The following is a 26980-nucleotide window of genomic DNA, read 5'->3' on the forward strand; positions in this document are numbered from 1 at the left end:
CTGCGAAAACCGCGTCGGTGAGTCCTGGGAGCAACGGTTTTGCGCGTTTGGGGAAGACGTTGAAGTTCATGCATCACATGAACTTCAACGGCGGCTACAGGAGTTGACCGAGAAACTCCTGCACGGCATGCCCGGAGCGGAAATTGCCGATGCGCTTGATCTCCCAGTGCAGGCGGATGCCCGAATGTTCGAGCACGCGGGCACGCACGGTCTCGCCGAGATATTCGAGATCGTAACCGGTCGCAGTGCCAGTGTTGATCATGAAGTTGCAGTGCATCGGCGACATCTGTGCACCGCCGATCATCAGGCCGCGGCAGCCTGCCTTGTCGATCTCCTTCCAGGCCGACGTGCCTTCCGGATTCTTGAAGGTGGAGCCGCCGGTCTTTTCGCGGATCGGCTGCACGGTCTCGCGGTGGTTCTGGACTGCATCCATCGCCGCCTTGATCACCGCCTTCTCCTCGGCAAAGCCTTCGAACACCGCCGAAGTGAAGATCAGCCCGGACGGGGCTCCGGAATGGCGATAGGCATAGCCCATCTCGGCATTGCTCAACGTCAGGAGATTGCCCTTGCGGTCGAGCCCCCGCACCTCGACGACGCGCTCGCGTGTCTCGACACCATTGGCACCGGCATTCATCCTCAGCGCCCCGCCAATGGCGCCTGGGATGCCGTGGTAGAAATGGAAGCCGCCAATGCCTGCCTCGAGCGCCGCCGCGGCTACCCGCTTGTCGGGCGTGGCCGCGCCGGCCTTGATCCTGATCGGCGAAATGACTTCGGCCTCGCCAAAGCCCTTGGCTGAAAGCCGGATGACAAAGCCGGGAATGCCGCCGTCGCGGACCAGCAGGTTCGAACCGACGCCGACGATGGTCAGCGGCACCTCTTCGGGAACCGCCTTGAGGAACGCGGCCAGGTCCTCCTCGTCGGCCGGCTGGAACAGCGCCTCGGCAAGGCCGCCGGCCCGGAACCAGGTGATCTTGTCCATCTCGGCATTCGGCGTGATGCGGCCGCGCAGGCCGGCAAGCCGGTCGCCAAGTCTGTCGATCAAGGCCTGGCCGTGCATCATGAAACAGTCCCGCCGAGCTCCTTGGGCAGCGCATAGGCCCATTGGGTAATGTTGCCGGCGCCGAGGAAGACGACGAAATCGCCAGGTTTGGCCAGATCGCGGATAACCGGCGCGATCGCCGTCGGCCCCTCTATGTAGCGGGCATCGCGATGGCCGCCGGCACGGATGCGAGACACCAGCTCGTCTGACGTGACACCGTCGATCGGCTCTTCGCCGGCAGCGTAAACCGGGGCGACCATCACCGTGTCGGCGTCGTTGAAGCAGGCGGAGAACTCGTTGAACAGATCATGCAGCCGGGTGAAGCGGTGCGGCTGGGCAATGGCGATGACGCGGCCCTTGGTGGCGCTGCGCGCCGCCTTCAGCACCGCAGCGATTTCGACGGGATGGTGGCCATAATCGTCGAACACATCGACGCCGTTCCACGAGCCGGTATGGGTGAAGCGCCGCTTGACGCCGGCGAAGGACGACAGGCCCTTCTTGATCGCCTCGGCCGACAGGCCAAGTTCGTGCGCGACCGCGATCGCGGCGGTGGCGTTGGAGACGTTGTGACGGCCGGGCATCGGCAGCCGCAGGTCCGATATCGCTGTCTGGCCGCCCGTCTTGCGGTTGCGGATCACCACGTCGAATTCCGAAATGGCGCCGGCCATGCGGTGGTTGGTGAAGCGCACGTCGGCCTGCGCGTTCTCGCCATAGGTGATGACGCGGCGGTCCTCGATCCTGCTGACCAGCGCCTGTACTTCCGGGTGGTCGGTGCACATCACGCCAAAACCGTAGAACGGCACGTTCTCGACGAACTGGCGGAACGCCTCGCGCACCTTGTCGAAGCTGCCATAGTGATCGAGATGCTCGGGATCGATGTTGGTGACCACCGCGATCTCGGCCGGCAGTTTCAGGAAGGTGCCGTCGCTCTCGTCGGCCTCGACCACCATCCACTCGCCATCGCCCATACGGGCATTGGTGCCATAGGCGTTGATGATGCCGCCATTGATGACGGTCGGGTCGAGCCCGCCGGCTTCCAGCAGCGTCGCGACCATCGAGGTCGTCGTCGTCTTGCCATGCGTGCCGCCGATCGCCACCGCCTGGCGGAAGCGCATCAGTTCGGCCAGCATCTCGGCGCGGCGCACGATGGGCAGCAGCTTTTCGCGCGCGGCCTTCAACTCCGGATTGGATTTCTTGATCGCTGTCGAAACGACCACCACCTCGGCCTCGCCGAGATTCTCGGCCTTGTGGCCGACGAAGCATTCGATGCCCTTGTCGCGCAGCCGTTGCACATTGGCGCTGTCGGCCTGGTCGGACCCTTGCACCTTGTAGCCGAGATTGTGCAGCACTTCGGCGATGCCGCTCATGCCGATGCCGCCAATACCGATGAAATGCACAAGGCCGATGGTCTGCGGCATCTTCATGCGTGCGTCCCCTTCCTGAAATCCGAGACGGTTTTTTCGGACGCAATAGCCTCTGTGAGATCGGCGAGCAACCGTGCCGCGTCCGGTTTGCCGGCCGATTTCGCGCCTGCAGCCATCGCCGCCAGCCGCTCGGGATTGTCCATCAGCCCACCAATGAGCGCCGCGATGCGCTCCGGCGACAGCGTGGATTGCGTGTGCACCTCGCCGCCTCCGGCAGCGGCAAGGGCCGCCGCATTCGCCGCCTGGTCGTGGTCGAGCGCGTAGGGATAAGGCACCAGCAGCGCCGGCCGGCCGATGACGGCGATCTCCGAAACGGTCGAGGCGCCGGAGCGCGAGATCACCAGATGCGCGGTCGCCATGCGCGCCGCCATATCGGTGAAGAAGGGTGAGACCTCGACGGCGACGCCAAGAGCGGCATAGGCGGCCTTCACTCGCGCCACATCATCCGCCCGCGCTTGCTGCGTGATCACAAGCCGTTTGCGCTGCGCATCCGAAAGCAGTGCGACGGCCCCCGGCATGGCGTCGGAAAAGAACTGCGCACCCTGGCTGCCGCCGAACACCAGGAGGCGGAACGGCTGTTCGCCGGCCGATGCCGCATAAGGCGTCCTGGCCGCTTCCAACACGGCCGGCCGGACCGGATTGCCTGTCGTCACTGTCTTGGCGCCCGCGGCACTCGTATCCTGCGGCAGGAAGCCGCCGGCGATCGCATCCACGCGGCCGGCCAGCGCCCGGTTGGCGCGCCCCATCACTGCGTTCTGTTCATGAATCAGCGTCGGCACCTTGCGCCGGGTCGCCGCATAGAGCGGCGGCAAGGTCGGATAGCCGCCGAAGCCGACGACCGCATCCGGCTTGATCCTGGCGATGACGGCAGACGCCTGGCGCACGCCGCGCCAGATTTTCCAGAAGGCGCCGAGCATGGCGATCGGGTTCTTCGAGCCCATAGTCGCCGACTGGATGGGATGGATGGCGGCGGCCGGGAAATGGCCGGCAAACCGCTCGGCGCGGTCGTCGGTCGCCAGATGCACCGACCAGCCGCGCTCGTTCAGCTCATGCGCCAGCGCCTCTGCCGGAAACAGGTGCCCGCCGGTTCCGCCCGCCGCAAGAAGGATGACGCCTCTCGCCATGTCACTCCGCCGGCATGGCGCGCTGCGGCAGCGTAAAGCCCATTTGCTTGCGCTTTTCCGGCCGCTTGCGCGTCAGCGCCAGCACCATGCCCATCGAGATGGCGATGGCGATCTGCGAGGAGCCGCCATAGGAGATGAAGGGCAATGTCATGCCCTTGGCCGGCACCAGCTGCAGGTTGACGCACATGTTGATGACCGCCTGCAGGCCGAACACGGTGACGAGACCGCCGACCGCATAGCGGGTGAAATCGTCATGTTCCTTGAGCGCCGTGTTGAGACCGCGCAGCACGATGAAGGCGAAGATCGACATGATGAAGAAGCACATGATCAGCCCGAATTCCTCGCCCGCGACCGAAAACACGAAGTCGGCATGGCTGTCCGGAATGACCCGCTTGACGGTGCCCTCGCCCGGCCCGACGCCGAACCAGCCGCCATTGATCAGGGCGTCGCGTCCCATGTCGACCTGGAACGTATCGCCTTCGCCGGTGAGGAACTTGTCGATGCGCAAGGCAACGTGCGGGAACACCGTATAGGCGGCGAAGACGCCGCCGACGCCGGCCGCGCCCAGCACGATGATCCACAGCCATGGCAACCCTGCCATGAAGAACATGATGCCCCAGGTGCCTGTCGTCAGCATGGTCTGGCCGAGATCCGGCTGCGCCACCAGCAGCGACACGACCAGCACCAGGAGCAGCATGGCGAACAGATTGCCGGGAATGTCGGGCTGACGCTTGTGTTCGGCGAACAGCCAGGCGCACATGATGACGAAGGCCGGCTTGAGGAATTCCGACGGCTGGATCGACAGGCCGGCAATCGACACCCAGCGCCGCGCGCCCTTCACCTCGATGCCGATGTAGAGCACCGCCACCATCAGCACCAGCATCAGGCATAGCATGATCAGTGCCATGCGCCGGATCTGCCGGGAATCGAGGAAGGAGACGGCCAGCATCACGCCGAGCGCCGGCACGGTGAAGATGATCTGCCTGGTGGCGAAGTGGAAGCTGTCGAGACCGATGCGTTCGGCCACCGCCGGGCTGGCGGCGAACGACAAGACGATACCGAGCCCCATCAGCGACAGGAATGCCGCCAGGAACCAGCGATCGATCGTCCACCACCAGGTTGCAACCGGGCTTTTGTCGAGACGGCTCTGCATTATCGTGCCCCTCCGATGGGTTTCACGCCCTCGATAGCATTCGCAGCTTGCCTGAAGGCTTCGCCGCGGACTTCGAAATTCTTGAACTGGTCGAAACTGGCGCAGGCCGGCGACAACAGCACCACAGCCTCGCCGCCGTCGTCCCTAGCCGCATCATGCGCGGCGTGTTCGACCGCGGCGGCCAGCGTGCCCGATATCTCGTAGGGCACCGCCTCGCCCAGCGTCGCCGAGAAGGCGGGCGCCGCCTCGCCGATCAGGTAGGCCTTGGCGATACGCGGGAAGAAGCCGCGCAGCGGCTCGATGCCGCCTTCCTTGGGCAGTCCGCCGGCGATCCAGTAGATGCGGCTGAAGCTCGACAGGGCGGGCGCCGCCGCATCGGCATTGGTCGCCTTGGAATCGTTGATGAACAGCACATGGTCCTTGCGGCCGACCTGCTCCATGCGGTGCGCGAGGCCGGGGAAGCTCTCCAGCCCCGACTGGATCTCGCCAAGCTCCAGCCCGACCCTCAGGCATGCAGCGACCGCGGCAAGCGCGTTCTGCGCATTGTGCTGGCCGCGCAGCGAACCGATGCCCTCGAGGAAGGCGACCCGGCTGTAGCGGCCGTGCACGGCTTCCATCAAATTGCTGCCGTCGGCGAAATAGCCGTCGGTCAAAGGCAGCCGCTTGGAGATGCGGATGACCTGCCGCCCTGCCCGTTCCAGCCGTTCGGCGATCTGCGCGCACCAGGAATCGTCGATGCCGATGATCGCCGTCTCGCTGCCCGCCACCAGCCGCTCCTTGATCGAGGCGTAGTGCTGCATGGTGCCGTGGCGGTCGAGGTGGTCGGGCGTCAGGTTGAGCAGGATGCCGGCCGTCGGGTTGATCGAGGGTGCAAGGTCGATCTGGTAGGACGAGCATTCCACGACATAGTGGCGATCGGGCTTCGGCGGATCGAGCGTCATCACCGCGCGGCCGATATTGCCGCCCATCTGCGTGTCGCGGCCCGCCGATTGGAGAATATGCGCCGTCAGTGCGGTCGTCGTCGACTTGCCGTTGGTGCCGGTTATCCCGATGAAGGGAGCTGCCGGCGCACTGAGCGTGCGTTCGCGGCAGAACAGTTCGATGTCGCCGATCACCTCGACACCGGCGCCGCGCGCCAGCTCCACCGTCCAATGCGGCTTGGGATGCGTCAGCGGCACGCCCGGCGACAGCACGAAGGCCGAGAATTTCGCCCAGTCGGCGCCGCGCAGATCGGCGGTTTCAATGCCGGTGGCGGCCGCCTTGGTGACACTGTCGGGATTGTCGTCCCAGGCCAGCACCTCCGCGCCACCCTCGATCAATGCCCGCGCGGTCGCGATCCCCGAGCCACCGAGCCCGAAGAGCGAAACGCGCTTGCCTGCGAAAGATGCGGCGGGGATCAAGGGTTCCTACCTGAGCTTGAGGGTGGAGAGGCCGACCAGCGCCAGGATGACGGCGATGATCCAGAAACGGATCACCACCTGGCTTTCGGTCCAGCCGAGCTTTTCGAAGTGATGGTGGATCGGCGCCATCAGGAACACCCGCTTGCCGGTCATCTTGAAGTAGCCGACCTGGATGATGACCGACAGGATTTCCACGACAAACAGCCCGCCGACGATGACCAGCACGATCTCGTGCTTGGTGGCGACCGCGACGGTGCCGATCAGGCCACCCATGGCCAGCGAGCCGGTATCGCCCATGAAGATCGCCGCCGGCGGCGCGTTGAACCAGAGGAAGCCGAGGCCGGCGCCGATGACGGCGCCAAGCACGACCGCCAGTTCGCCGGTGCCCGGCACGAAATGGATCTGCAGATATTCGGCGAACACCGCGTTGCCGGAGAGATAGGCAATGACGCCGAAGGACGCCGCCGCGATCATGATCGGCACGATCGCAAGTCCGTCGAGGCCGTCGGTCAGGTTCACCGCGTTGCCGGCGCCGACGATGACGAAGCAGGAGAACGGAATGAAGAACCAGCCGAGGTTGATGATGAATTCCTTGGCGAAGGGGAACGTCAGCGACGACGAGAACGGCGCCTGGCCGTTGTGCATGATCGCCCAGGCGGCGATGCCGGCGATGACGAATTCCAGCGCCAGCCTTGCCTTGCCGGAGAAGCCGAGATGCGACTGCTTGGTCACCTTCAGATAGTCGTCGTAGAAGCCGATCGAGCCGAAGCCGAGCGTCACCAAAAGCACCACCCAGACATAGATGCTCGAAAGGTTCGCCCACAGCAGCGACGAGCCGATGATGCCGGACAGGATCATCAGGCCGCCCATGGTCGGCGTGCCGGCCTTCTTGAAATGCGTCTGCGGCCCGTCGGCGCGGATCGGCTGGCCCTTGCCCTGGCGCAGCCTGAGCGAATTGATGATCGTCGGCCCGAAGATGAAGACGATCAGCGCCGATGTGATCAGCGCGCCGCCGGTACGGAAGGTGATGTAACGGAAGACATTGAAGACCGAGATCTTGTCCGCAAAATCGACGAGCAGTGTGAACATGCGCTTTCGTCCCCCGACTTGGTCTAGGTCTGTTTGCTGGTTGTGGATTCCGCCGGGAATTTGCCCAGCAGCGCATCGACCAGTTTTGCGAAACCGATGCCCTTCGACGATTTGATCATCACCACGTCGCCTGGCTTAAGCGCGGCAAGCAGCACCGGCTTCAGCTCCGCGGCGCCGGCGCGGTATTCCGTCTGGATCTCGGCCGGAAGCGCTTCCGCCAGCGCTTTCATTTCCGGGCCACCGAGAAAGACGGTCTGCGTGCCGGTACCGACGATGAGGTCGGCAAGTGCGGCATGCAGCTTGGCCGAATGATCACCGAGCTCCAGCATGTCGCCGAGCACGGCGATGCGACGCCCCTCGCCCGTCACCGGCGTCGTGTTGAGCAATGCCATCGCGGCGGCCATCGATGCCGGATTGGCATTGTAGCTCTCGTCGATCAGCGTGATCGGGCCACCGGGATGGCGCAGCACGTGGCGCTTGCCGCGCCCGCGCTCGGCGGAGAGATCGGCCAGCGCCAGCACCACTTTGTCGAGGTCGGCGCCGACCAGATGCGCCGCGCCCAGCACGGCCAGCACGTTCTGCACCATATGACGGCCGGGCGCGCCGATACGGGCGATCATATCATGACCGCCGATCCTGGCTGCGATGTCGGAATGGTCGGCGTGGAGTTCGCATTTGGTGAGCTTGAAGGTCGAGCGCGCATTCTCGCCGAAGCCGTAGACATGCTCGACACCGGCGGCATGCGCCATCTTGTCCAGAAGCTTGAAGCGCGCGTCGTCGCGGTTGAGGATGGCCGCGCCACCGGGTTCGATGCCCTCGAAAATCTCGGCCTTGGCCTTGGCGATCTCGTCAAGATTGCGGAAGAAGCCGAGATGCGCCGCCGCGATCATGGTGACGATGGCGACATGCGGCCGCACCATTTTGACCAGCGGCCGGATCTCGTCGGGATGGTTCATGCCGATCTCGAACACGGCGTAATCGCAATCCATGGGCATGCGCGCCAAGGTCAGCGGCACGCCCCAATGGTTGTTGAAGGACTGCGCCGAGGCATGCACCTTGCCCACCGCCGACAGCACGTGGCGCAGCGCCTCCTTGGTGGTGGTCTTGCCGGCCGAACCCGTCACCGCGATGATTTTTGCCTGCGAACGAGCTCGTGCCGCGATACCGAGTTTTTCCAATGCGACCAGCACATCCTCGACGACGACAATCGGCGCCGTCAGCCGGCCGAGCGACGGCAGCTTGCCTTCCGCCACCACCAATACGCCGGCGCCGGCCTTGATCGCAGCGGTGGCGAAGTCGTGCCCGTCCATCGCCTCGCCCTTGATGGCGAAGAAGGCATCGCCGGGCTGCAGGCTGCGGCTGTCGATCGAAATGCCCGATATGCCTTCCGGCATCGGACCGAGCGGCCGCCCGTCCATGGCGGTAACCAGCGCTTCGGAAGTCCACAAGAGGGTCATGCAGCACGCTCCCGCAGCGCGGCGCGGACTTCCTCATGATCGGAGAAATGCAGCGTCTCGGAGCCGATCGTCTGGCCCTCCTCATGACCCTTGCCGGCCACGATCAGCGTGTCGCCGGCATCAAGCATCGCGACCGCATCGTGGATCGCCTTGCGCCGGTCGCCGATCTCGATGGCTCCAGGCGCCGCAGCCATGATGGCGGCGCGGATCGTCTCGGGCACTTCCGAACGCGGATTGTCGTCGGTGACGATGACGACATCGGCGAGCCGGGTCGCGATCTCGCCCATGATCGGCCTTTTTCCCCGGTCGCGGTCGCCGCCGCAGCCGAACACGACCATGACGCGGCCCGTGGTGAACGGCCGCACCGAGGTCAGCACGTTTTCCAGCGCATCAGGCTTGTGGGCATAATCGACATAAACGGGCGCGCCATTGGCGGTGGTCCCGACGAGGTCGAGCCGGCCCGGCGCGCCCTTCAATTTCTCCAACGACATCAAAGCCTTGGCAGTGGGTATTCCCGTGGAAATGGCAAGCCCCGCGGACACAAGCGCGTTCGAAATCTGGAAATCGCCGGCCAGCGGCAGGTCGATTTCATAAAGCACACCGTTAGCCTCGACCTCGGCGCGCTGGCGATGACGCTCATGCTCGACCCGTTTCAGCCTAAGGAAATCGCCATGGCGGCCAACGGTCAGCACCTCGAGCCCGGCGGCCCGCGCGGCCTGGATTGTCGGCGCCGACCACGGATCGTCGGCAAAGATGACCGCCGGCGCGCCTTTCGGCAGCAGCGTGTCGAACAGGCGCAGTTTGGCGCGGTGATAATCCTCGACCGTCGGATGGTAATCCATGTGGTCGCGGCCAAGATTGGTGAAGCCGCCGGCGGCGAGCTTGACGCCGTCGAGGCGGCGCTGGTCGAGCCCGTGGCTGGAAGCCTCCATCGAGGCGTGGGTAACGCCGGCGTCGGCCAATTCCTTGAGCAACTGGTGCAGGGCGACCGGATCGGGCGTCGTCAGAGAACCATATTCGTTGCGGCCCGGCGCCACCACGCCGGTGGTGCCGATCGAGGCGGCGGCGTAGCCCGCCTGCTCCCAGATCTGCCTGGTGAAGGCGGCAACCGACGTCTTGCCGCTGGTGCCGGTCACGGCAACCATGGTTTGCGGCTGCTTGCCGAAAAAGCGGGCGGCACCGAGCGCCAGCGCCAGGCGCGGATCGTCCACCGCCAGCAATGGAATCGGATGCCCGCCAACGGCGGTGCCCTTGGCTGTCACGATCGCCACGGCACCGCGCTTGGCGGCATCGGCGGCATAGGCCGAGCCGTCGGCTTTGCTTCCCGCAAGCGCGAAGAAGATGACGCCGGGTTTAACCTGCCGGGAATCCGACGAGATGCCGGTAACCTCCAGATCGGCGGAAGCTGTTCCTTCGACTGGCAGGATACCGTCTAGATCTCTGAGCTTCATCGAGTTCCGTTCACCGCAACAAAATAGCGCGCAGTTACCGGCGCGCCCCAAGAATCACTGATAGGACACCAGCGTTGCACCATTTTCATGGCTGAAATCTGGCTTCACGCCAAGCATGGCCGCTGAACGCCTGATGATATTGCCGGCTATAACCCCAGCATTCGCGGCCGCGACGTCGGTCATCCCGGGCTTTTCGGGGTGCGGGGCGTCGGCGATCGTAAACACCAGGTATTGCGGATCGTCCATCGGGAAGGCGGCGACGAAGGTGTTGAAATTCAAATCCTTAGAATAGCGGCCGTTGATCACCTTCTCGGCCGTTCCGGTCTTGCCGCCAACGCGGTAGCCGGGGACCCTGGCGTTTCTGGCCGAGCCCTTCTCGGCGTTGAGCGTATAGAGATAGCGCATGCCTTCGACGGTTTTGTCGTTGACCACTTTCTTGGCCGTCGCCATCGCTTCCTGCTCGCTGCGGACCAGGAACGTCGGCTCCATCAAGTAGCCGCCATTCATTAGCGCCGCGCAGCCGACAGCCGCCTGCAGCGGCGTCGTCGACACGCCATGGCCAAAGGCGATGGTGAACGAATTGACCTGTTTCCAGACCTTCGGTTCCGTCGGGCGGGCGACTTCCGGCAGTTCGGTCTGCATCTTGTCCAGGATGCCAAGGCGATGCAGGAATTCCCGGTGCCCCGCGATGCCGACCAGCTCGGCCTCTCGGGCCGACCCGATGTTGGACGAATAGAGGAACACCTCCGGCAACGACAGCACACGGTTCTTGCCGTGGAAATCGTGGATAGCCTGATGGCCGACCCGGATGGGATGCGAAGCGTCGAAGCGGCTCGCCATCGTCGCCTTGCCGGAATCGAGCGCCATGGCCGAGGTGAAGCTCTTGAAGGTCGAGCCCATCTCATAGAGCCCCGCCGACATCCGGTTCAGCCGGTCCTTTTCCTGTGCATTGTAGGGATTGTTCGGATCGAAATCCGGCACCGAAGCCATCGCCACCACTTCGCCGGTCTTGACGTTGAGCACGACTGCGCCGGCGCCCATGGCGCGATAGCGCTCCAGGCCGGCGGCGATCTCATCGCGCACCACATGCTGGACGCGCAGATCGATCGAAAGCTTCACCGGCTTGAGATCCTTGGCCATCGCCAGGCCCGACGCCTGCAGGTCGCTCAGGCCCTGCTCGTCGATGTACTTCTCCATGCCGGAGATGCCTTGGTTGTCGATGTTGGTCAGGCCGACAATGTAGGACGAGGTCTCGCCGCTTGGATAGAAACGGCGCTTCTCGGTGCGGAAGCCGAAGCCGGGAATGCCGAGCTGCATGATGTCGGCCTGCTGCTTGGGCGTCAGCTGGCGCTGCAGCCAGACGAAGCCGGCACCGCTCTTGAGCTTATGGTAGGTCTGCTCGTAATCGATCTCGGGCAGCACGGTCGACAGCTTCTCGATCGCCTCGTCGGCATCGACGATGCGGCGCGGCTCGGCGAACAGCGACGCCGTCTTGATGTCGGTCGCCAGCACTTCGCCATTGCGGTCGACGATGTCGGGCCGCGAGGCGGTGACCCGGCTCTGCGGGCCGCCCGACAGGTCGGGTGTCTGGAAGCCGAGATAGACCAGCCGCCCGGAAATGACCGAGAAGATACCAAAGAACACGGCCATCGTCATCACGATGCGCGCCTTGCCCTTGCCGCCGGTCGCCTTGCGGGCGCCATCGACGACGATGGACCCGTCCTCGACCGTCCTGGCCCGGCGCTTCAGCAATTTGCCGATCATTGGGCGATGCCTCCGGTGACGACGGGGTCCTTGTCGCCCGGGGGCGCCTTGTCGGAATTGTCGGCCATGCCGCCTTGGCGGCCGTTCAGTATGTCCTGGATGTCCAGGGCTTTGGCCGGCAGGTCGCTCAGGCCCACGATCTGGCGCGCGCTGACCGGCTCGAGGGCGAGCTGCGCCTTGTAGAGTTCAGCAAGCTTCTGCAGCCGCGACGGCTGGGTGAGCAGGCTCCAGTCGGCTTTGAGCAGGTCGATCGTCTCCTCCTCGTAGCGTATCTGGGTATGGATCTTCTGCACCGCCGCCAGTTGGTCCTCGGCCTCGCGCTTGATCTTGTAGGTCAGGGCTGCCGCCGAAACCATGACGGCGATCAGGACAATGTCGCTGGTACGGAACACGTGCTTACCTCTCCCCCTGCCGGTCGATACCGGGAAGCTTTGGAAGGCCGAAAATCGAAAAATCGCCGGGGCGCGCCGGCGCCTCGGTGCGGATCGCGGCGCGCAGCCTCGCCGAGCGGGCGCGTGGATTGGCCGCGATCTCGGCGTCACCAGGTGTCACGCCGCCGCCTGCCTTGCGGAAGGTGGCGGTGCGCGCCTGCGCCTCGGGCATGTGGCGAGACCCCGTCACGGCATCGGCGCGGTCGGCTATGAAGCGCTTGGCGATACGGTCTTCCAGCGAATGGAACGTCACCACGACGAGGCGTCCGCCCGGCTTCAGCGCGCGTTCGGCGGCGAACAGGGCCTTGGCCAGCTCGCCAAGCTCGTCGTTGACGAAAATGCGCAGCGCCTGGAAGACGCGGGTGGCCGGATGGATCTTGTCCTTCGGCGCGCGGCCGATATGTGTCTCGATGGCGTCGGCGAGTTCCAGCGTGCGTTCGAACGGCCGCTTTTCGCGGCGCGCCTCGATCATGCGGGCGATACGCCCGGCGTGACGCTCCTCGCCGAGAAAGCCGAAGATGCGGGCAAGGTCGCCCGGCTTGAAGCTGTTGACGACATCGGCGGCACTGAGGCCCGCCTGCGCCATGCGCATGTCGAGCGGCCCGTCGGAGCGGAAGGAAAACCCGCGTTCGGCCTGGTCGAGCTGCATCGAGGACACGCCAATGTCGAGCACGACGCCATCAACGCTTTCGGCATGCTCGTCCAGCGTCGAGAACGGCGCCTGCACCAGCCTCAGCCTGCCGCCCGACTGTGCCTCGAGATCGCGTCCGGCGGCGATCGCGTCCGGGTCGCGGTCGATGGCCACCACCGAAGCCCCCGTCGCCAGGATGGCTTTGGTGTAGCCGCCGGCGCCGAACGTGCCGTCGATGATGATGTCGCCTTCCGCCGGCGCCAGTGCCTCGAGCACTTCGCCAAGGAGGACCGGAATGTGGCGGGCCGGTCCGCCAACGGCGTGGATGTCATCGCCGTGGCCCGCCGTCATTCCGGCCGCTCCCCAGGCTTCGTCCCCTGCCGAAGCTGCAAAAGCCGGGCCCGCGCCTGCGCGCCATAGGCAGCAAGCCGTCCCGGCTCCCAGATCTGAAAGAAATTGCCGCGGCCGACAAAAGTCACCTCCGCCGAGATGCCGGTGTGCTCGCGAATGAAATCGGTCATGGTGATGCGGCCATCCTGGTCGAGTTTCAGGAATGCGCCATCGCCATGGCAGAAGAAGGACATGTCGTCCGCCGTCTGCAGGAAGGGATCCTCGAGCGCGATGCGCTGCTCGTACCGATCGAGCAGGTCGAGCCCACCGACATCCATCGCCGGCAGATCCAGGCAACGCAGCGCGTAGAGTTCCGAATAGCCGCGCTTCTGCACGACGGCACGGAAATGCGCCGGAACGGACACCCGTCCCTTCGCATCGATCCTGCTCACCGTGTTCGACAGAAACCGGTCCATCACGCGTTACAGCCGCTTGCGCCGCCGCACCCCTCTTTATCGTGTCGCACGCGCCGCCGCAGCACGTTCCCTGCCTCGCACCCACCTCGTTTACGCGGGCAAAAACCGGCAAACGCGCAGCCGCCGCGGCTGCCCGATTGGCGTACGCTTTACCCTGACGCGGAACGAAGGCTTGAGTATCGAAATGGGATATCATGGGGCACTATGGGCGTCAACGGGAATAGGCTTCACAAACACGCGCATCGCGACCGATGAGGGCAGCCGTTCCGGCACGTCTCGTCTTTATGGATCATTAAGCCTAACGAAGCGTTTAGAGCGCTTGGCCCAACCGGAGGCGGCTTGCTGGGGCGCGTTGCCGGGCATAGCGTTTGCTCGCGTCCGACCGGTCACCAGGAGGGTTTGAGAATCGATGCCTGAATCAGCGAACACACGCGCTGCAGCACTTCCCCATCTGCGCAACAGCGGACTTGCCAAAGGCGACCCGATCCCGCTGCCGCTGACCATGGCCGCGATCTACCATGCGCCTGGCGATGCCACCGGCTACGATCAATATGGCCGCTTCAGCAATCCGACCTGGGACGCGGTCGAACATATGCTGGCGCATCTGGAAGACGCGCCCTGCGTGGCCTTCCCTTCCGGAATGGGCGCGATCTCGGCCGTGTTCTTCGGACTGCTCAAGACTGGCGACCGTATCCTGCTGCCGTCGGACGGCTATCACACGACAAGGGCACTGGCCGATCGTTTCCTGAAGCCTTTCGGCGTCAGCTACGATGTCCGCCCGACCTCGACATTCCTCGATGGCGGCTTCGATGGCTACCGGCTTGCTTTCGTCGAAACCCCGGCCAATCCGGGACTGGATATCTGCGACATAGCGGCCGTTGCCGCGGCGGTTCACAAAGCAGGTGCGCTGCTGGCGATCGACAACACGACGATGACGCCGTTCGGCCAGCGCCCGCTCGACCACGGCGCCGATATCGTCGTCGCCGCCGACACCAAGGCGCCGAACGGCCATTCCGACGTGCTGTTCGGCCACGTCGCCAGCCGCAACGCCGACATCATCGCCGCCGTGACCGGCTGGCGCGAAATTTCAGGCAGCATTCCCGGACCGTTCGAAGCCTGGCTGGTGCACCGTGGCCTGGAGACACTCGATGTGCGCTTCGACCGCATGTGCACCTCCGCGGAGGTGATCGCGCGGCGACTGCAGGGCCACCGGGCGATCAGCGGCCTGCGCTTTCCCGGACTGGAGAGCGATCCGTCGCATAATCTTGCCTGCGCCCAGATGGAGCGCTTCGGCTTTCTCATCTCGTTCGAGCTCGCCTCGGAACAGAGGGCCGAGGATTTCATCAACAATTGCGACCTGATGCAGGCAGCGACATCCTTCGGCGGCGTACACACCTCGGCCGAGCGGCGTTTGAAGCGAGGCGACGCGGTGCCGCCCGGCTTCGTTCGCCTCTCGGTCGGCTGTGAACCGGTGGAAGAGCTTTGGAAGGCGATCGAAACGTCGCTGGACGGGATCAGCGGCTGAAACCTGGCTGTGATATCCTCGAGATTGACCGGCATCAGCGCCGCCCCTCAATGTCCTGCCGGACATTTCTCCCCGTGGAGAACGGGGAGAAAGGCGCTGTCTTTGACGGTTTGGCCAGTTTTCCAAACTGCAGAAAAAAGCCCCCTTTTTCCCCGTCACTATACGGGGAGAAGGTCCCGGCAGGGGGATGAGGGGCAGCACCAACATCTGAAGCGACAGCTATGTCTCATTTCTGAAAGTCGCCTACATCGGACGCAGCAATATATTTGGCCCGCAAGCGCTCCATAAATAAAGGCCCGTCCACTATCCTCCCGCTCTCAGGGCCATCGGACAGCCTGTACTTGCGCGCCTCGGCTTTGATTTCGTCCATCGATGCGAATCGACCAGGCCCGCTGTCGATCCCTTCCTGCACCAGCTTGCGCAGTTCCTCGACCGTATAGCCGAGCAGATCGCGGCGGTCCTTCCATTGCCGCAGCGCATCGCGGATCACTTCGCTCGCCGAAGCATATTCGCCGGCGGCAACCACATCGTCCACCGCTTGCGCCAGTTCCGGCGACAGCGTGATGCTGCGTTTATCGACATGTCCCATGATAGGCTCCCGATGCCTTGCGTCGATCCTATGGTACGATTTAATCGTACCAGCTTCAAGCAATGGCTTGGTGTCGATCCAGCCGGCAAAAGCCGCACCGACTTGAATCGGCAGGCGCGCTGGAGGGCGCAACCTGCTGATCTCAAGCGTTTTTCTTTCGAAGGAAAACTGCCAGCCGGCCTGTAAGCCGGGTTTTGTATGGCCCTCGCCCCTTGCGGGACGAGAACGTGGCGGCCATTCATCTTGGGCGCATGTCGCCATGCGCCTCACGCAACCTACCCGGACGGTGAGCCGGAAACAGCCCTCGAGGGTTTCCCCTCGCACCGCCCCTATTCGGTCTTGCTCCCGGTGGGGTTTGCCGTGCCGCTCCTGTTGCCAGTCGCGCGGTGGGCTCTTACCCCACCCTTTCACCCTTACCACGGTGAAACCGTGGCGGTTTGCTTTCTGTGGCACTTTCCCTGGGGTCGCCCCCGCCGGCCATTAACCGGCACCGTGTCTCCATGGAGCCCGGACTTTCCTCACCCGCGGCCTTTCGGCGTTTGCGAGTGCGGCCGCCCGGCCAGCTGGCAAGGCGTATAAAGGGGTTCAGCCCAGAAAACGCAACCGAAAAAGCCGGTTGCGGCCAGCTCTTCTTACGCCAACTCTTCTCAGGCAGGCGCACCAACGGCGGCCAACTGCACCTTGACCTTGCTGCAATAGGCGGCCGAGACAGGGTTCATCCGTGTCGCGCCGTGCCCGGCATTGTATTTCAGGATCGTGCCGCAGGTCGTGCCGCCGCCGAGATCCCGCGCCATGGCGAGATACTTCATGCCGTATTTGATGTTGGTGTCGGGATCGAAGAGGCCCTTGGCCGAACCGTTGTAGCCCATCATCCGCGCCGTTGCCGGCTTGATCTGCATCAGGCCGATCTCCCCGGCGCCGCCGACCATGTTCGGCCGGTAATTGCTCTCGATCTTGATGACGGCATTAGCCAGTGACACCGGGATGCCGTAGCTCGCCGCATAGCGGGCGACGATCGCGGAATACTGGCCGCTGCTGGCCACCGCTGCCGTCGACGCGGCTGCATTCCCGAGGCCGATCGATGCCGTCGTCATCATGTCGACGGTCTTGCGTCCGCGCTTGGTCTGCTTTTTGGCGGTGGATTTCTTCGCCTTGGTCCAGCTTGCCTTTTCCACTTTCGCGGAAGCCTGCTTCTTCGCCGTCTTCACACTCCTGCTGCTTTTGGCCGAAATGGCCTTGCCTTTGGCGGTTGCCACTACGAGCCCTTGATCGGCCCGTGGGCTTAACGGCGCAGCATTGGCCGCACCAAAGGCAAAAGTCATTACGCCGGCAGCAAGAGCTGCCGTTACAACGGTCAATTTCTGCATGTGATCCTGTTCTGTTTGGACCACGCGAAGATCATCGCGTGGCACGCCTTGATTAATATCGGAACATCCGGGGGGATAGACGTCCGACAAACTGTACGAATTGCCCTTTGAAGTCCGAATTGGCGCCAATGAAGGCGGGGCAAGTCACTTTAAGTGACAGTTTGTAACCTGAAAGGCGGAAAGGATTACTTGGGCAGGGCCTTGACCTGGGTCAGCGGCTCATGGAGGCAAGCAGTTTTTGCAGCGTACGCATCGTCGAGCCGTCGGCCAGCCCGTCAACCAGGCGGGGACGGAAATGCCGTTGGAAAGCCTCGACGACAATCCGTGTCTGATGATCGAAAACGCCCGATATCTCGACACCATAGCCATAGAGCGCGAGCATCGACTGCAGTGCCTCGACATCGGCGCCGCTGTCGCCGGGGTTCAGCGCGGCTCCACGCCTCACGGGAGCGGCCGGCACGAGATGGCCGACGCCGGCGTCGAACAGCGCGCGCCACGGAAACTTCTCGCCTGGATCGACTTTGCGCCCAGGCGCCACGTCCGAATGCGCCAGCACCCGCGTGGCGGGGATCGCATGCCGCGCGGCAATGCCTTTGCACAGGCCGATCACCGCGTCGATCTGGCGCTGGGGAAATCCGCGATAGCCCAGCGAATGTCCTGGATTGACGATCTCGATGCCGATCGAACAGGAGTTGATGTCGCTGCGTCCGAACCAGGAACTCTTGCCGGCGTGCCAGGCGCGGTCGCTTTCCCTGACCATCTGCACGATGTGGCCATTCTCATGCACGAGATAATGCGACGAGACTTCGCTGGCCGGGTCGCACAGCCACGCCTCGGCCCCGGCACCCGTCGCCATGCCGGTATAGTGCAACACGATCATATCGGGTTTCAGCGTGTCGCGCCTTGGCCCGAAATTCGGCGACACCCTGACCTCGGCGCGCGGCTCGTCGGGCAGGAAGCCGCTCATACGTGCCGCAGGCCTCGCTCGATCATCTCATAGGCGGCGTTGATCGCCGCGACCCTGGTCGTCGCGATCTTGATGAATTCCTGCGGCAGGCCGCGCGCGATCAGCCGGTCGGGATGATTGTCGGAAACCAGCTTGCGGTACCGCTTCCTGACCTCCTCGAAGGGCTTGCCGCGCTCGATGCCGAGCACGACATAGGGGTCGCCAGCGCCAAGATTGACGTGCCGCGCCAGAATGGCCTCATAATGTGCCTCGTCGATGCGGAAAATCTCCGCGATCCGATGCAAGAAGGTGCCTTCATGCTCATGCACCAAGCCGTCGGCCTTTGCGATGTGGAACAAGCCGTCGAGTATGTCTTCCAGCATCACGCAGTTGGAATGCCCAGAGCCGCACATCTGCGCCATCCGTTCGGCATAGGTCTCGAAACCGGCCACGTCGCGCTGCGCCAGATCGAACAGCCGCGCCACATTGCGCGTCTCCTTCGGGGGCACTTCGAAGATTTCCTGGAAAGCGCGCACCTCGTCCTGGGTGACGATGCCGTCGGCCTTGGCCATCTTGGCCGAAAGCGCGATCATGGCCACCGAGAAGGCGACGCGGCGGCGCAGGTCCGCGTCGCCGGAGAACACCGTGCGCACGGCTTCGGCCCGCCGTCGTCGAAGACGAAACCCGTGTTATGAATTCGCCAAGGCGGTCCCAAATCGACATGGCCAGCTTCATAGAGCCAACCGGACCCCGCTATCAAGCCAATAACGGCCACTGTCCGGGGTCGGTGAGGAGAGCGCCTCTTCGGTTCCGATGGCCGCCTCCACAAGAAAAGGCCGGCATGACGCCGGCCTTTTCTCCCAAGACACTTACTGCTTACAAGCTACTGCGCGGGCGCAGGAGCAGGCGTTGCCGGAGCCGGCTCGGCAGGCTTGGTCGAATTATCAGCCGGGGCCGCGGGTTTCATCGGCTCGGAGGCCGGCGGATTGGTGCTCTGCGTGGTGGTGTTGTCAGTGCCTGTGCCGCTGTCGCTGCAGGCGGCGAGGCCCAGCAGGGCAAGCGCGGACACGGACGCAAGAATGAGCTTTTTCATGACATCTCTCCTTCAACACACGTTCACGTTGCAGTGAACGGTCGAAGGGGAAATGCATCACATCGCCATGAGTTTCGTAACGTTGCGTTTCCGCGTGTAACATCAACGGGATGCGTTGCCGCTGATGCCTTGGCGCATTAACAACGAAAGCTGGAAACGAAAAATGCCGGAGACAGCCGCCATGGCCGCGAAATGGGACTTCTGGATCGACCGCGGCGGCACCTTCACCGATGTCGTCGGCCGAGACCCGCAAGGGGGGCTGCATCCGCGCAAGCTCCTTTCGGAGAACCCGGAAGCCTATGGCGATGCCGCCATCCAGGGCATCCGTGACCTGCTCGGGCTTGAACCTGGGGTCGCGCTTCCGCCCGGCCGGCTCGGCGACATCAAGATGGGCACCACGGTGGCTACCAATGCGCTTCTGGAGCGCAAGGGCGACCGCGTGCTCCTGCTCATCACCAAGGGGTTTCGCGATGCGCTCAGGATCGCCTATCAGGCGCGCCCGGACATCTTCGCCAAGGAGATCATCCTTCCCGAACAGCTTTATGAGCGCGTCATCGAGGTCAACGAGCGTGTGCTGGCCGATGGCTCCGTCGAACGGCTGCTCGACATCGCCGCTTGCCGGCCGGCAATCGAACAGGCCAAGGCCGACGGCATCGATGCCGTAGCCATCGTCTTCATGCATGCCTGGAAATATCCCGATCACGAGAAGGCGGTGGCAAAAGTCTGCCGCAAGCTTGGGTTCGGCCAAGTCTCGGTCAGCCACGAGGTTTCGCCGCTGATCAAGCTGGTGGGCCGCGGCGACACAACCGTGGTCGACGCCTATCTGTCGCCCATCCTGTCGAGGTATGTGCAGCAGGTGGCAAGAGAACTGGGTGCGGCGGGAGAGACTGACCAATCCCCCCGCCTGATGTTCATGATGTCCTCTGGCGGTCTCACCGCCGCCAATATGTTCCAAGGCAAGGACGCGCTGCTGTCGGGTCCGGCCGGCGGCGTCGTCGGCATGGTCGAGACAGCGAAATCCGCCGGTTTCGACAAGGTCATCGGCTTCGACATGGGCGGCACATCAACCGATGTCGCCCACTATGACGGCGAGTATGAGCGCGCCTTCGACACCGAAGTCGCCGGCGTGCGGGTCCGCGCCCCGATGATGCGCATCCACACCGTCGCCGCCGGCGGCGGTTCGATCCTGCATTACGAGGCTGGCCGCTTTCGTTCCGGCCCGGACTCCGCCGGCGCCAATCCCGGCCCCGCCGCCTACCGGCGTGGCGGACCGCTCGCAGTCACCGACGCCAACGTCATGCTGGGCAAGCTGCAGCCCGATTTCTTCCCGGCGATATTCGGCCCCGACCAGGATCAGCCGCTCGACGTCGAGGCCGTGCGCGCGAAATTCAGCGCACTTGCCGCCGAGATCGGTGACGGCCGCTCGCCCGAGGCGGTCGCGGAAGGCTTCATCACCATCGCCGTCGAGAACATGGCCAACGCCATCAAGAAGATTTCCGTGCAGCGCGGCTACGACGTCACCGAATACCTGCTGAACTGCTTTGGCGGCGCCGGCGGCCAGCACGCATGCCTGGTTGCCGACGCGCTCGGCATGGAGGCGGTGCTGATCCACCCCTTCTCCGGCCTGCTTTCGGCCTATGGCATCGGCCTAGCCTCCGTCTTTGCCTCGCGCCAGCAGGCGCTGCTCAAGCCGCTTGTGGAGGAGTCCCGAACCGAGATCGGTAGCCTCATTGCCAATTTGAGAAACACCGTCATCGCCGAACTCGCTGCGCAAGGCATCGCCGAGGACGCGGTTGCCGCAAGGCCGGTGCTGCACATTCGCTACGACGGCACCGACGCGACACTGCCGGTGAATTTCGAAAGTGACTCGATTTTCCGGGCGAAGCGCGATTTCGAGATCGCCCACAAGGCGCAATTCGGTTTCGTCTATGACGACAAGCCGATGATCGTCGAGACGGTCGGCGTCGAGGGCACCGACACCGGCGGCGGCGGCCGCGACGAAAGTGATTCAGAAACCGAGGATCTCGCCTTAAGCCCTTCGCAGAGCCGCGAAATCTTTACCGAGGGAGAATGGCGTGCATCCGGCATTTTCCGCCGGGAGGCGCTGAAGCCGGGCAACAGGATTGCCGGTCCCGCCCTGATCATCGAGCCGAACCAGACCATCGTCGTCGAGCCGGGCTGGCAGGCCGAGATCACCGCTAGGAACCATGTGCTGCTGCGCCGCATCGCAAGAAAGCGGCGGCAGGCAGCGCTCGGCACCGAAGCCGACCCGGTGATGCTGGAGGTCTTCAACAACCTCTTCATGTCGATCGCCGAGCAGATGGGGGTCACGCTGCAGAACACCGCCTACTCCGTCAACATCAAGGAAAGGCTGGATTTTTCCTGCGCTGTCTTCGATCACACCGGTGCGCTGGTCGCCAACGCGCCGCACATGCCGGTCCACCTCGGCTCGATGGACCGTTCGGTCGAGACCATCATCCGGCTGAACTCCGGCGACATCCACCCCGGCGACGTCTTTGCCCTCAACGCGCCCTATAATGGCGGCACGCATCTGCCCGACATCACCGTTGTGACGCCGGTGTTCGAGGAAGCGCGCCCGATCTCCCCCCTTGTGGGGGAGATGTCGGCGAAGCCGACAGAGGGGGGCGCTGTCCCGCCAACGTCTCGTTCTGTCACGCCCCCCTCTGCCCTGCCGGGCATCTCCCCCACAAGGGGGGAGATTGGCCAATCGCCCAGGATCCTCTTCTACGTTGCGTCGCGCGGCCACCACGCCGATATCGGCGGCACCGCGCCTGGATCGATGACTCCGCTCGCCACCACGGTCGACGAGGAAGGCGTCTTGTTCGACAATTTCCGCATCGTCGACCGCGGGAAATTCCGCGAGACGGAATTGCAGACGCTGCTCACCGACCACCGCTATCCGGCCCGCAACCCACACCAGAACATAGCCGACCTCAAGGCGCAGATCGCCGCCAACGAGAAAGGCGTCGCCGAACTGCGCAAGATGGTCGCGCATTTTGGCCTCGATGTCGTCGAGGCCTATATGGGTCACGTCCAGGACAACGCCGCCGAAAGCGTGCGCCGCGTGCTGGAACGGTTGCCCGACACGTCGCGATACGAATACCCGACCGACACCGGCCAGATCATCAAGGTGAAGATATCGGTCGACCGGCAAAAACGCGAGGCGACCGTCGACTTCACCGGCACGTCACCGGTCATGAAGAACAACTTCAACGCACCCGAGCCTGTCGCCCGTGCGGCGGTGCTTTATGCCTTCCGTGTCATGGTCGAGGACATGATCCCGATGAATGCCGGGTGCCTCAGGCCCATCAACATCATCATTCCCGATGGCTGCATGCTGAAGCCCGCCTACCCCGCCGCCGTCGTCGCCGGCAATGTCGAGACCTCGCAGCATGTCACCAACGCGCTGTTCGGCGCCATGGGCGCGATGGCCAATGCGCAGGGCACGATGAACAATTTGACCTTCGGCAACAAGCAATACCAGTATTACGAGACGATCTGCTCCGGCTCGCCGGCAGGCCGTATGAACTCCGGCCGCGGCTTTGCCGGCACGTCCGGCGTCCACACCCACATGACCAATTCCCGCCTCACCGACCCGGAAGTGCTGGAACTCCGTTTTCCCGTGGTGCTGGAGGATTTCCACATCCGCGAAGGCTCCGGCGGCACGGGCAAATGGAATGCCGGCGACGGCACCAAACGCACCATCCGCTTCCTCGAAAAGATGGAATGCGCAATCCTGTCCTCGCACCGCAACCGCCCGCCGCAGGGGCTGGACGGTGGTGGTGATGGTGAGGTCGGCTCGACCCAGGTTCGCCGCAAGGACGGTCACGTCGACACGTTGAAGGCCTGTGATCAGACGGTGCTGGATGCCGGTGAAGCTGTTATCCTGACGACACCGACGCCGGGTGGATTTGGCCGCGCCTGAGGAAGCTTCGAGAATTCGCTGCGGCGAGTCAGGTGACGTGACTTTCGAGAACCGGAGCGGAGCGGACATTAAGTCCGTGAGCACCGGAAGCGCAGAAAGCCGCGTTAGATGACCGCCGCAGTAGAATTATCGATGCTTCCGACTGTCACCGGCCTGTCATGACCCTGCGCTACCCGCTTGCGGCAAAGCAAATGGGGAATCACTTTGCCATGACGGACGTCTCCTCGGATCTGGTTTTTCGCCGCGGCAAGGAAGTTGGAAGGGCCGTCTACCAGAACCGTGCGCTTTCGAAAGCCGGCATTTCCGAGCGGCTGTTCGCCTTCCTGTTTTCCGGCCTCGTCTATCCGCAGATCTGGGAAGACCCCGATGTCGACATGGAGGCCATGCAGCTTGGCAAGGGCCACCGCGTCGTCACCATCGCCTCGGGCGGCTGCAACATCCTGGCCTACCTCACCCGCTCGCCGGCAAGGATCGACGCCGTCGACCTCAACGCCGCGCACATCGCGCTGAACCGCATGAAGCTGGAGGCGGTGCGCCGTCTGCCCTCGCAGGGCGATCTGTTTCGTTTCTTCGGTGCTGCCGACACCAGCCACAATTCGCAAGCCTACGACCGCTTCATCGCGCCGCATCTCGATCCGGTCAGCCGTCACTATTGGGAGCGCCGCAACTGGCGCGGCATCAGGCGCATCGGCGTTTTCGACCGCAACTTCTACCAGACCGGCCTGCTCGGCCTGTTCATCGCCATGGGCCATCGCACGGCGAAATTCTTCGGCGTCGACCCAGCGGGCATCATGCAGGCCCGCAACATCGGCGAACAGCGCCGGTTCTTCAACGAGGAACTGGCGCCGGTCTTCGACAGGAAGCTTCTGAAATGGGCGACCTCGCGCAAGGCCTCGCTGTTCGGCCTCGGCATTCCGCCGGCGCAGTACGATTCCCTGATCACCTCCGGCGACGGCACAATGGCCAGCGTGCTGAAGGCCCGGCTGGAAAAACTCGCCTGCGATTTTCCCTTGGAAAACAATTATTTCGCCTGGCAGGCTTTCGCCCGCCGCTATCCCGAGCCCGGCGAAGCCGCCCTGCCCGCCTATCTGGAAAAGCATAACTACGACACCATCCGCGGCAACATCGATCGCGTCGCCATCCACCATGCCAATCTGATCGAGTTCCTGGCCGGCAAGGATGCCGGCACCGTCGACCGCTTCATCCTGCTCGACGCCCAGGACTGGATGACCGACGACCAGCTCAATGCACTGTGGTCGGAAATCACCCGCACGGCCTCCACCGGCGCCCGCGTCATCTTCCGCACCGCCGCCGAGCCCAGCCTGTTGCCGGGCCGCGTCTCCACTTCGTTGCTCGACCAATGGGACTACCAGAACGAGGCATCGCGCGACTTCTCGGCCCGCGACCGCTCGGCCATCTATGGCGGCTTCCACCTCTATGTGAAGCGTCCGGCATGAGCACGACGGAACTGCCGGCCAGCCCCGAATTCAAGGCCAACCATGCCGAACTGATGGACGGCGTCTACCGCTGGCAGCGCCACATCTACGACCTGACCCGCAAATATTATCTTCTCGGCCGCGACCGGCTGATTTCAGGGCTGGATGTTCCAGCAGGCGGCAGCGTGCTGGAACTCGGCTGCGGCACCGGGCGCAACATCATCCTGGCCGCCCGTCGCTATCCCGATGCCCGCTTCTTCGGCCTCGACATTTCGGCCGAGATGCTGGAGACGGCCGGCAAGGCGATCGACCGCAAAGGCCTGTCCAGCCGCGTCACGCTGGCAAGAGGCGACGCGACCGATTTCGATGCCGGCGCGCTCTTCGGCACCGAACGCTTCGACCGCGTCTTCGTGTCCTATTCGCTGTCGATGATCCCCGGCTGGGAGAAGACAGTGTCGGCGGCACTGGCAGCACTTGCCCCCAACGGTTCGCTGCATATCGTCGACTTCGGCCAGCAGGAGGGGCTGCCCGGCTGGTTCCGGACGTTGCTGCGCGGCTGGCTCAGAAAATTCCACGTCTCGCCGCGTGAGTCTCTGCGCGAAGTTCTGGAATCGGAATCCCGGCGAACAGGCGCAACCTTCCGTTTCCGCACGCTTTATCGCGGCTATGCCTGGCTTGGCGTGGTCGGGCCGCGCAATCCCACCTCCCCCATCGAGGGGGTAGGAGCTAATGCAATGCCTTCACCAGCGCTCCCACCATCGTCCGCGGGCGGTAGCCGAGCTTGGCCGGCGTCAGGCCGAGCCGGACCACCACCAACTGCTCGGACGGGATGATGGTGACAGTCTGCCCGTCATGACCTTGCATCCAGTAAGTGTCCTTGGGCAGGCCCGCTGCGACACCAGCGCCAGGCTTCTCCTCGTCGCCGGGTGCTTCGATCCACAACTGGCCCTTGCCGTAGACATTGGACGCCGGTGCTGGTTCGCGCATCCAGTCGACGAAGCCGGCCGGCAGGACCTGGTTGCCGTTCCAGACACCGCCCTGCAGCAGGAACTGGCCGAAGCGCGCCCAGTCATGCGCGGTGGCGTAGAGATAGGACGAGCCGACGAATGTGCCCTGCTCATCGGTTTCGAGCACCGCACTGTGCATGCCGAGCGGCTCGAACAGCGCGCTGCGCGGCAATGTCAGCGCCTTGGCCTTGTCGCCGATCGCATCCTGCCAGAGCCGCGACAGCATCACCGCCGTGCCGCTCGAATAGGAAAACACCTTGCCGACTTCGCCAGTCAGCGGCTTGGATTCGGCAAAGCTTGCCATGTCGGGTTCGAGATAGAGCATGCGCGTGACATCGGCGACGTCGCCGTAATCCTCGTTGAATTCCAGCCCGCTCGACATCGCCATCATGTCGGCAAGGCTGATCGCGGCGCGGCCATCTGTCTTCCACGGCGCGAACAGGCCCTTGTTGTCGATGGTCATCTTGCCGTCCTTGACCAGCGTGCCGATGATGGCGGCATTCACCGTCTTGGTCATCGACCAGCCGAGCAGCGGCGTCTTGGCGGAAAACCCCTCGCCATAGCGTTCGGCGACGACGCGACCGTTCTTGACCACCACGATCGCCCGCATGCCGGCGCCGGTCAGCGCCGCATCGTCGAGCAGCTTTGCAATCACCGGATCCTGTGAAGCGTCGACCCGCTCGCCCTCCGGCCACAGCGTATCCCGGCTGGTCGCGACAGGCTCGACATGGACTGCCGTGCGCCGCGCCTTGCCGACGTCGCCGTCGGGGACCGAGGCGCAGCCCAGCCCGTCACGGGCGACGGCGACGCTCTTGCCGAGGAAGCCGAGCAAACCAGCGGAAACGGTACCGCGGTTCTTGTCGACCGAAACCCGCATCAGCCGCAGCAGTGGGTGGCCGGGAGCCTGTACGTCGACGGCAAGCACCTCGTTGGGGTCGCGCCCGGCTATGAAGACATTGGAGCAGACGATCTTGGCCGAATAGCCCGAGCCGACGCGGATCAATTCCGGCGGCGCGATATAAAGCCAAGCAAACAAAGCGGCGACCGCCAGCACGATCAGGCCAAGCAGCCATTTGACGATCTTGACGACGATCCGCATCTTTTCGGTCCCTGCTCTTCAGCTGCCCGGTCACTTCCGGCTCGATCTATGTCATCGATTTGCCGCCATTGCTTCGGCAAAATCGAGGTTCTTGTCGAGCGCCATCAACCTGTTATCAACCATGATCGGCGATCACTGGAGAATCAGGAGATGCTGTGGGGCGATCTCCTGAGGGCTGACACGTGCCGACCAAGGCACTGAGG

General features: G+C 64.0%; 20 protein-coding genes, 1 other RNA gene and 2 pseudogenes. 4 read left to right on the forward strand and 19 right to left on the reverse strand.

What is annotated here, in order from left to right:
- Positions 1-94 precede the first annotated feature (94 nt).
- Genes murB through mraZ form a run of 12 tightly spaced genes read right to left on the reverse strand, consistent with a single transcriptional unit; the run spans position 95 to position 13769 of the window.
- Positions 95-1060: a UDP-N-acetylmuramate dehydrogenase gene (gene murB, locus LB577_RS07000; protein WP_224686130.1), complete on the reverse strand. Its 966-nt coding sequence runs from the start codon at positions 1058-1060 to the stop codon at positions 95-97.
- Positions 1057-2463, reverse strand: a complete 1407-nt coding sequence (gene murC, locus LB577_RS07005) for a UDP-N-acetylmuramate--L-alanine ligase (protein WP_224686131.1) — start codon at positions 2461-2463, stop codon at positions 1057-1059. Before murC ends, murB begins: the two co-directional genes overlap by 4 nt.
- Positions 2460-3587, reverse strand: coding sequence for an undecaprenyldiphospho-muramoylpentapeptide beta-N-acetylglucosaminyltransferase (murG, locus tag LB577_RS07010; protein WP_224686132.1), 1128 nt, complete (start codon positions 3585-3587; stop codon positions 2460-2462). Before murG ends, murC begins: the two co-directional genes overlap by 4 nt.
- Before the next feature lies 1 nt (position 3588).
- Positions 3589-4740, reverse strand: coding sequence for a putative lipid II flippase FtsW (gene ftsW / locus LB577_RS07015; protein ID WP_013894669.1), 1152 nt, complete (start codon positions 4738-4740; stop codon positions 3589-3591).
- Positions 4740-6140 carry a UDP-N-acetylmuramoyl-L-alanine--D-glutamate ligase gene (gene murD / locus LB577_RS07020; RefSeq protein ID WP_224686133.1) on the reverse strand — a complete coding sequence of 467 codons (1401 nt, stop codon included), beginning with the start codon at positions 6138-6140 and terminating at the stop codon, positions 4740-4742. Before murD ends, ftsW begins: the two co-directional genes overlap by 1 nt.
- Before the next feature lie 6 nt (positions 6141-6146).
- Positions 6147-7229, reverse strand: a complete 1083-nt coding sequence (gene mraY / locus LB577_RS07025) for a phospho-N-acetylmuramoyl-pentapeptide-transferase (protein WP_013894667.1) — start codon at positions 7227-7229, stop codon at positions 6147-6149.
- A gap of 23 nt (positions 7230-7252) precedes the next feature.
- Positions 7253-8686, reverse strand: a complete 1434-nt coding sequence (locus tag LB577_RS07030) for a UDP-N-acetylmuramoylalanyl-D-glutamyl-2,6-diaminopimelate--D-alanyl-D-alanine ligase (RefSeq protein WP_224686134.1) — start codon at positions 8684-8686, stop codon at positions 7253-7255.
- Positions 8683-10137: a UDP-N-acetylmuramoyl-L-alanyl-D-glutamate--2,6-diaminopimelate ligase gene (locus LB577_RS07035; protein ID WP_224686135.1), complete on the reverse strand. Its 1455-nt coding sequence runs from the start codon at positions 10135-10137 to the stop codon at positions 8683-8685. Before LB577_RS07035 ends, LB577_RS07030 begins: the two co-directional genes overlap by 4 nt.
- 54 nt (positions 10138-10191) lie before the next feature.
- Positions 10192-11901, reverse strand: coding sequence for a peptidoglycan D,D-transpeptidase FtsI family protein (locus tag LB577_RS07040; RefSeq protein WP_224686136.1), 1710 nt, complete (start codon positions 11899-11901; stop codon positions 10192-10194).
- Complete coding sequence (locus tag LB577_RS07045) at positions 11898-12293, reverse strand: hypothetical protein (RefSeq protein ID WP_013894663.1); 396 nt, start codon at positions 12291-12293, stop codon at positions 11898-11900. Before LB577_RS07045 ends, LB577_RS07040 begins: the two co-directional genes overlap by 4 nt.
- Before the next feature lie 4 nt (positions 12294-12297).
- Positions 12298-13314, reverse strand: coding sequence for a 16S rRNA (cytosine(1402)-N(4))-methyltransferase RsmH (gene rsmH / locus LB577_RS07050; protein WP_224686137.1), 1017 nt, complete (start codon positions 13312-13314; stop codon positions 12298-12300).
- Complete coding sequence (mraZ, locus tag LB577_RS07055) at positions 13311-13769, reverse strand: division/cell wall cluster transcriptional repressor MraZ (RefSeq protein WP_023765136.1); 459 nt, start codon at positions 13767-13769, stop codon at positions 13311-13313. The genes rsmH and mraZ overlap by 4 nt, the downstream gene beginning before the upstream one ends.
- Positions 13770-14178: 409 nt before the next feature.
- On the opposite strand from mraZ, the gene LB577_RS07060 reads away from it, so the two are divergent.
- Positions 14179-15294: a cystathionine gamma-lyase gene (locus LB577_RS07060; RefSeq protein ID WP_140780592.1), complete on the forward strand. Its 1116-nt coding sequence runs from the start codon at positions 14179-14181 to the stop codon at positions 15292-15294.
- A gap of 226 nt (positions 15295-15520) precedes the next feature.
- On the opposite strand, the gene LB577_RS07065 is transcribed toward LB577_RS07060, so the two are convergent.
- From LB577_RS07065 to LB577_RS07090, 6 genes and pseudogenes are all read right to left on the reverse strand, one after another.
- Positions 15521-15883: a type II toxin-antitoxin system ParD family antitoxin gene (locus LB577_RS07065; protein WP_224686138.1), complete on the reverse strand. Its 363-nt coding sequence runs from the start codon at positions 15881-15883 to the stop codon at positions 15521-15523.
- A gap of 167 nt (positions 15884-16050) precedes the next feature.
- Positions 16051-16450: RNase P RNA component class A (gene rnpB, locus LB577_RS07070), an RNA gene on the reverse strand.
- A gap of 80 nt (positions 16451-16530) precedes the next feature.
- Positions 16531-17250: a lytic transglycosylase domain-containing protein gene (locus LB577_RS07075; protein ID WP_023765139.1), complete on the reverse strand. Its 720-nt coding sequence runs from the start codon at positions 17248-17250 to the stop codon at positions 16531-16533.
- Between the two features lie 211 nt (positions 17251-17461).
- On the reverse strand, positions 17462-18217 hold the full coding sequence (locus tag LB577_RS07080; protein WP_224686139.1) for an N-acetylmuramoyl-L-alanine amidase: 756 nt from the start codon (positions 18215-18217) through the stop codon (positions 17462-17464).
- Positions 18214-18919 (reverse strand): annotated as a pseudogene (locus LB577_RS07085) (TerB family tellurite resistance protein). The gene LB577_RS07080 and the pseudogene LB577_RS07085 overlap by 4 nt, the downstream one beginning before the upstream one ends.
- A 160-nt stretch (positions 18920-19079) precedes the next feature.
- Entirely contained in the window at positions 19080-19289 is a 210-nt protein-coding gene (locus LB577_RS07090) for a hypothetical protein (RefSeq protein ID WP_023765142.1), read from the reverse strand.
- Between the two features lie 181 nt (positions 19290-19470).
- On the opposite strand from LB577_RS07090, the gene LB577_RS07095 reads away from it, so the two are divergent.
- The 3 genes and pseudogenes from LB577_RS07095 to LB577_RS07105 form a co-directional block, all read left to right on the forward strand.
- Positions 19471-23235, forward strand: coding sequence for a hydantoinase B/oxoprolinase family protein (locus LB577_RS07095; RefSeq protein ID WP_224686196.1), 3765 nt, complete (start codon positions 19471-19473; stop codon positions 23233-23235).
- A 158-nt stretch (positions 23236-23393) separates the two neighbouring features.
- Entirely contained in the window at positions 23394-24692 is a 1299-nt protein-coding gene (locus LB577_RS07100) for a DUF3419 family protein (RefSeq protein WP_224686140.1), read from the forward strand.
- A pseudogene (locus LB577_RS07105) lies at positions 24689-25357 on the forward strand (class I SAM-dependent methyltransferase); the annotation flags it as partial. The gene LB577_RS07100 and the pseudogene LB577_RS07105, both read left to right, overlap by 4 nt.
- A gap of 40 nt (positions 25358-25397) precedes the next feature.
- Here LB577_RS07105 and LB577_RS07110 read toward each other — a convergent pair.
- Complete coding sequence (locus LB577_RS07110; RefSeq protein WP_224686141.1) at positions 25398-26777, reverse strand: serine hydrolase domain-containing protein; 1380 nt, start codon at positions 26775-26777, stop codon at positions 25398-25400.
- Positions 26778-26980 lie beyond the last annotated feature (203 nt).

The organism is Mesorhizobium sp. B283B1A, assembly GCF_020165735.1.
In the GTDB taxonomy this organism is placed as follows: Bacteria; Pseudomonadota; Alphaproteobacteria; order Rhizobiales; family Rhizobiaceae; genus Mesorhizobium; species Mesorhizobium opportunistum.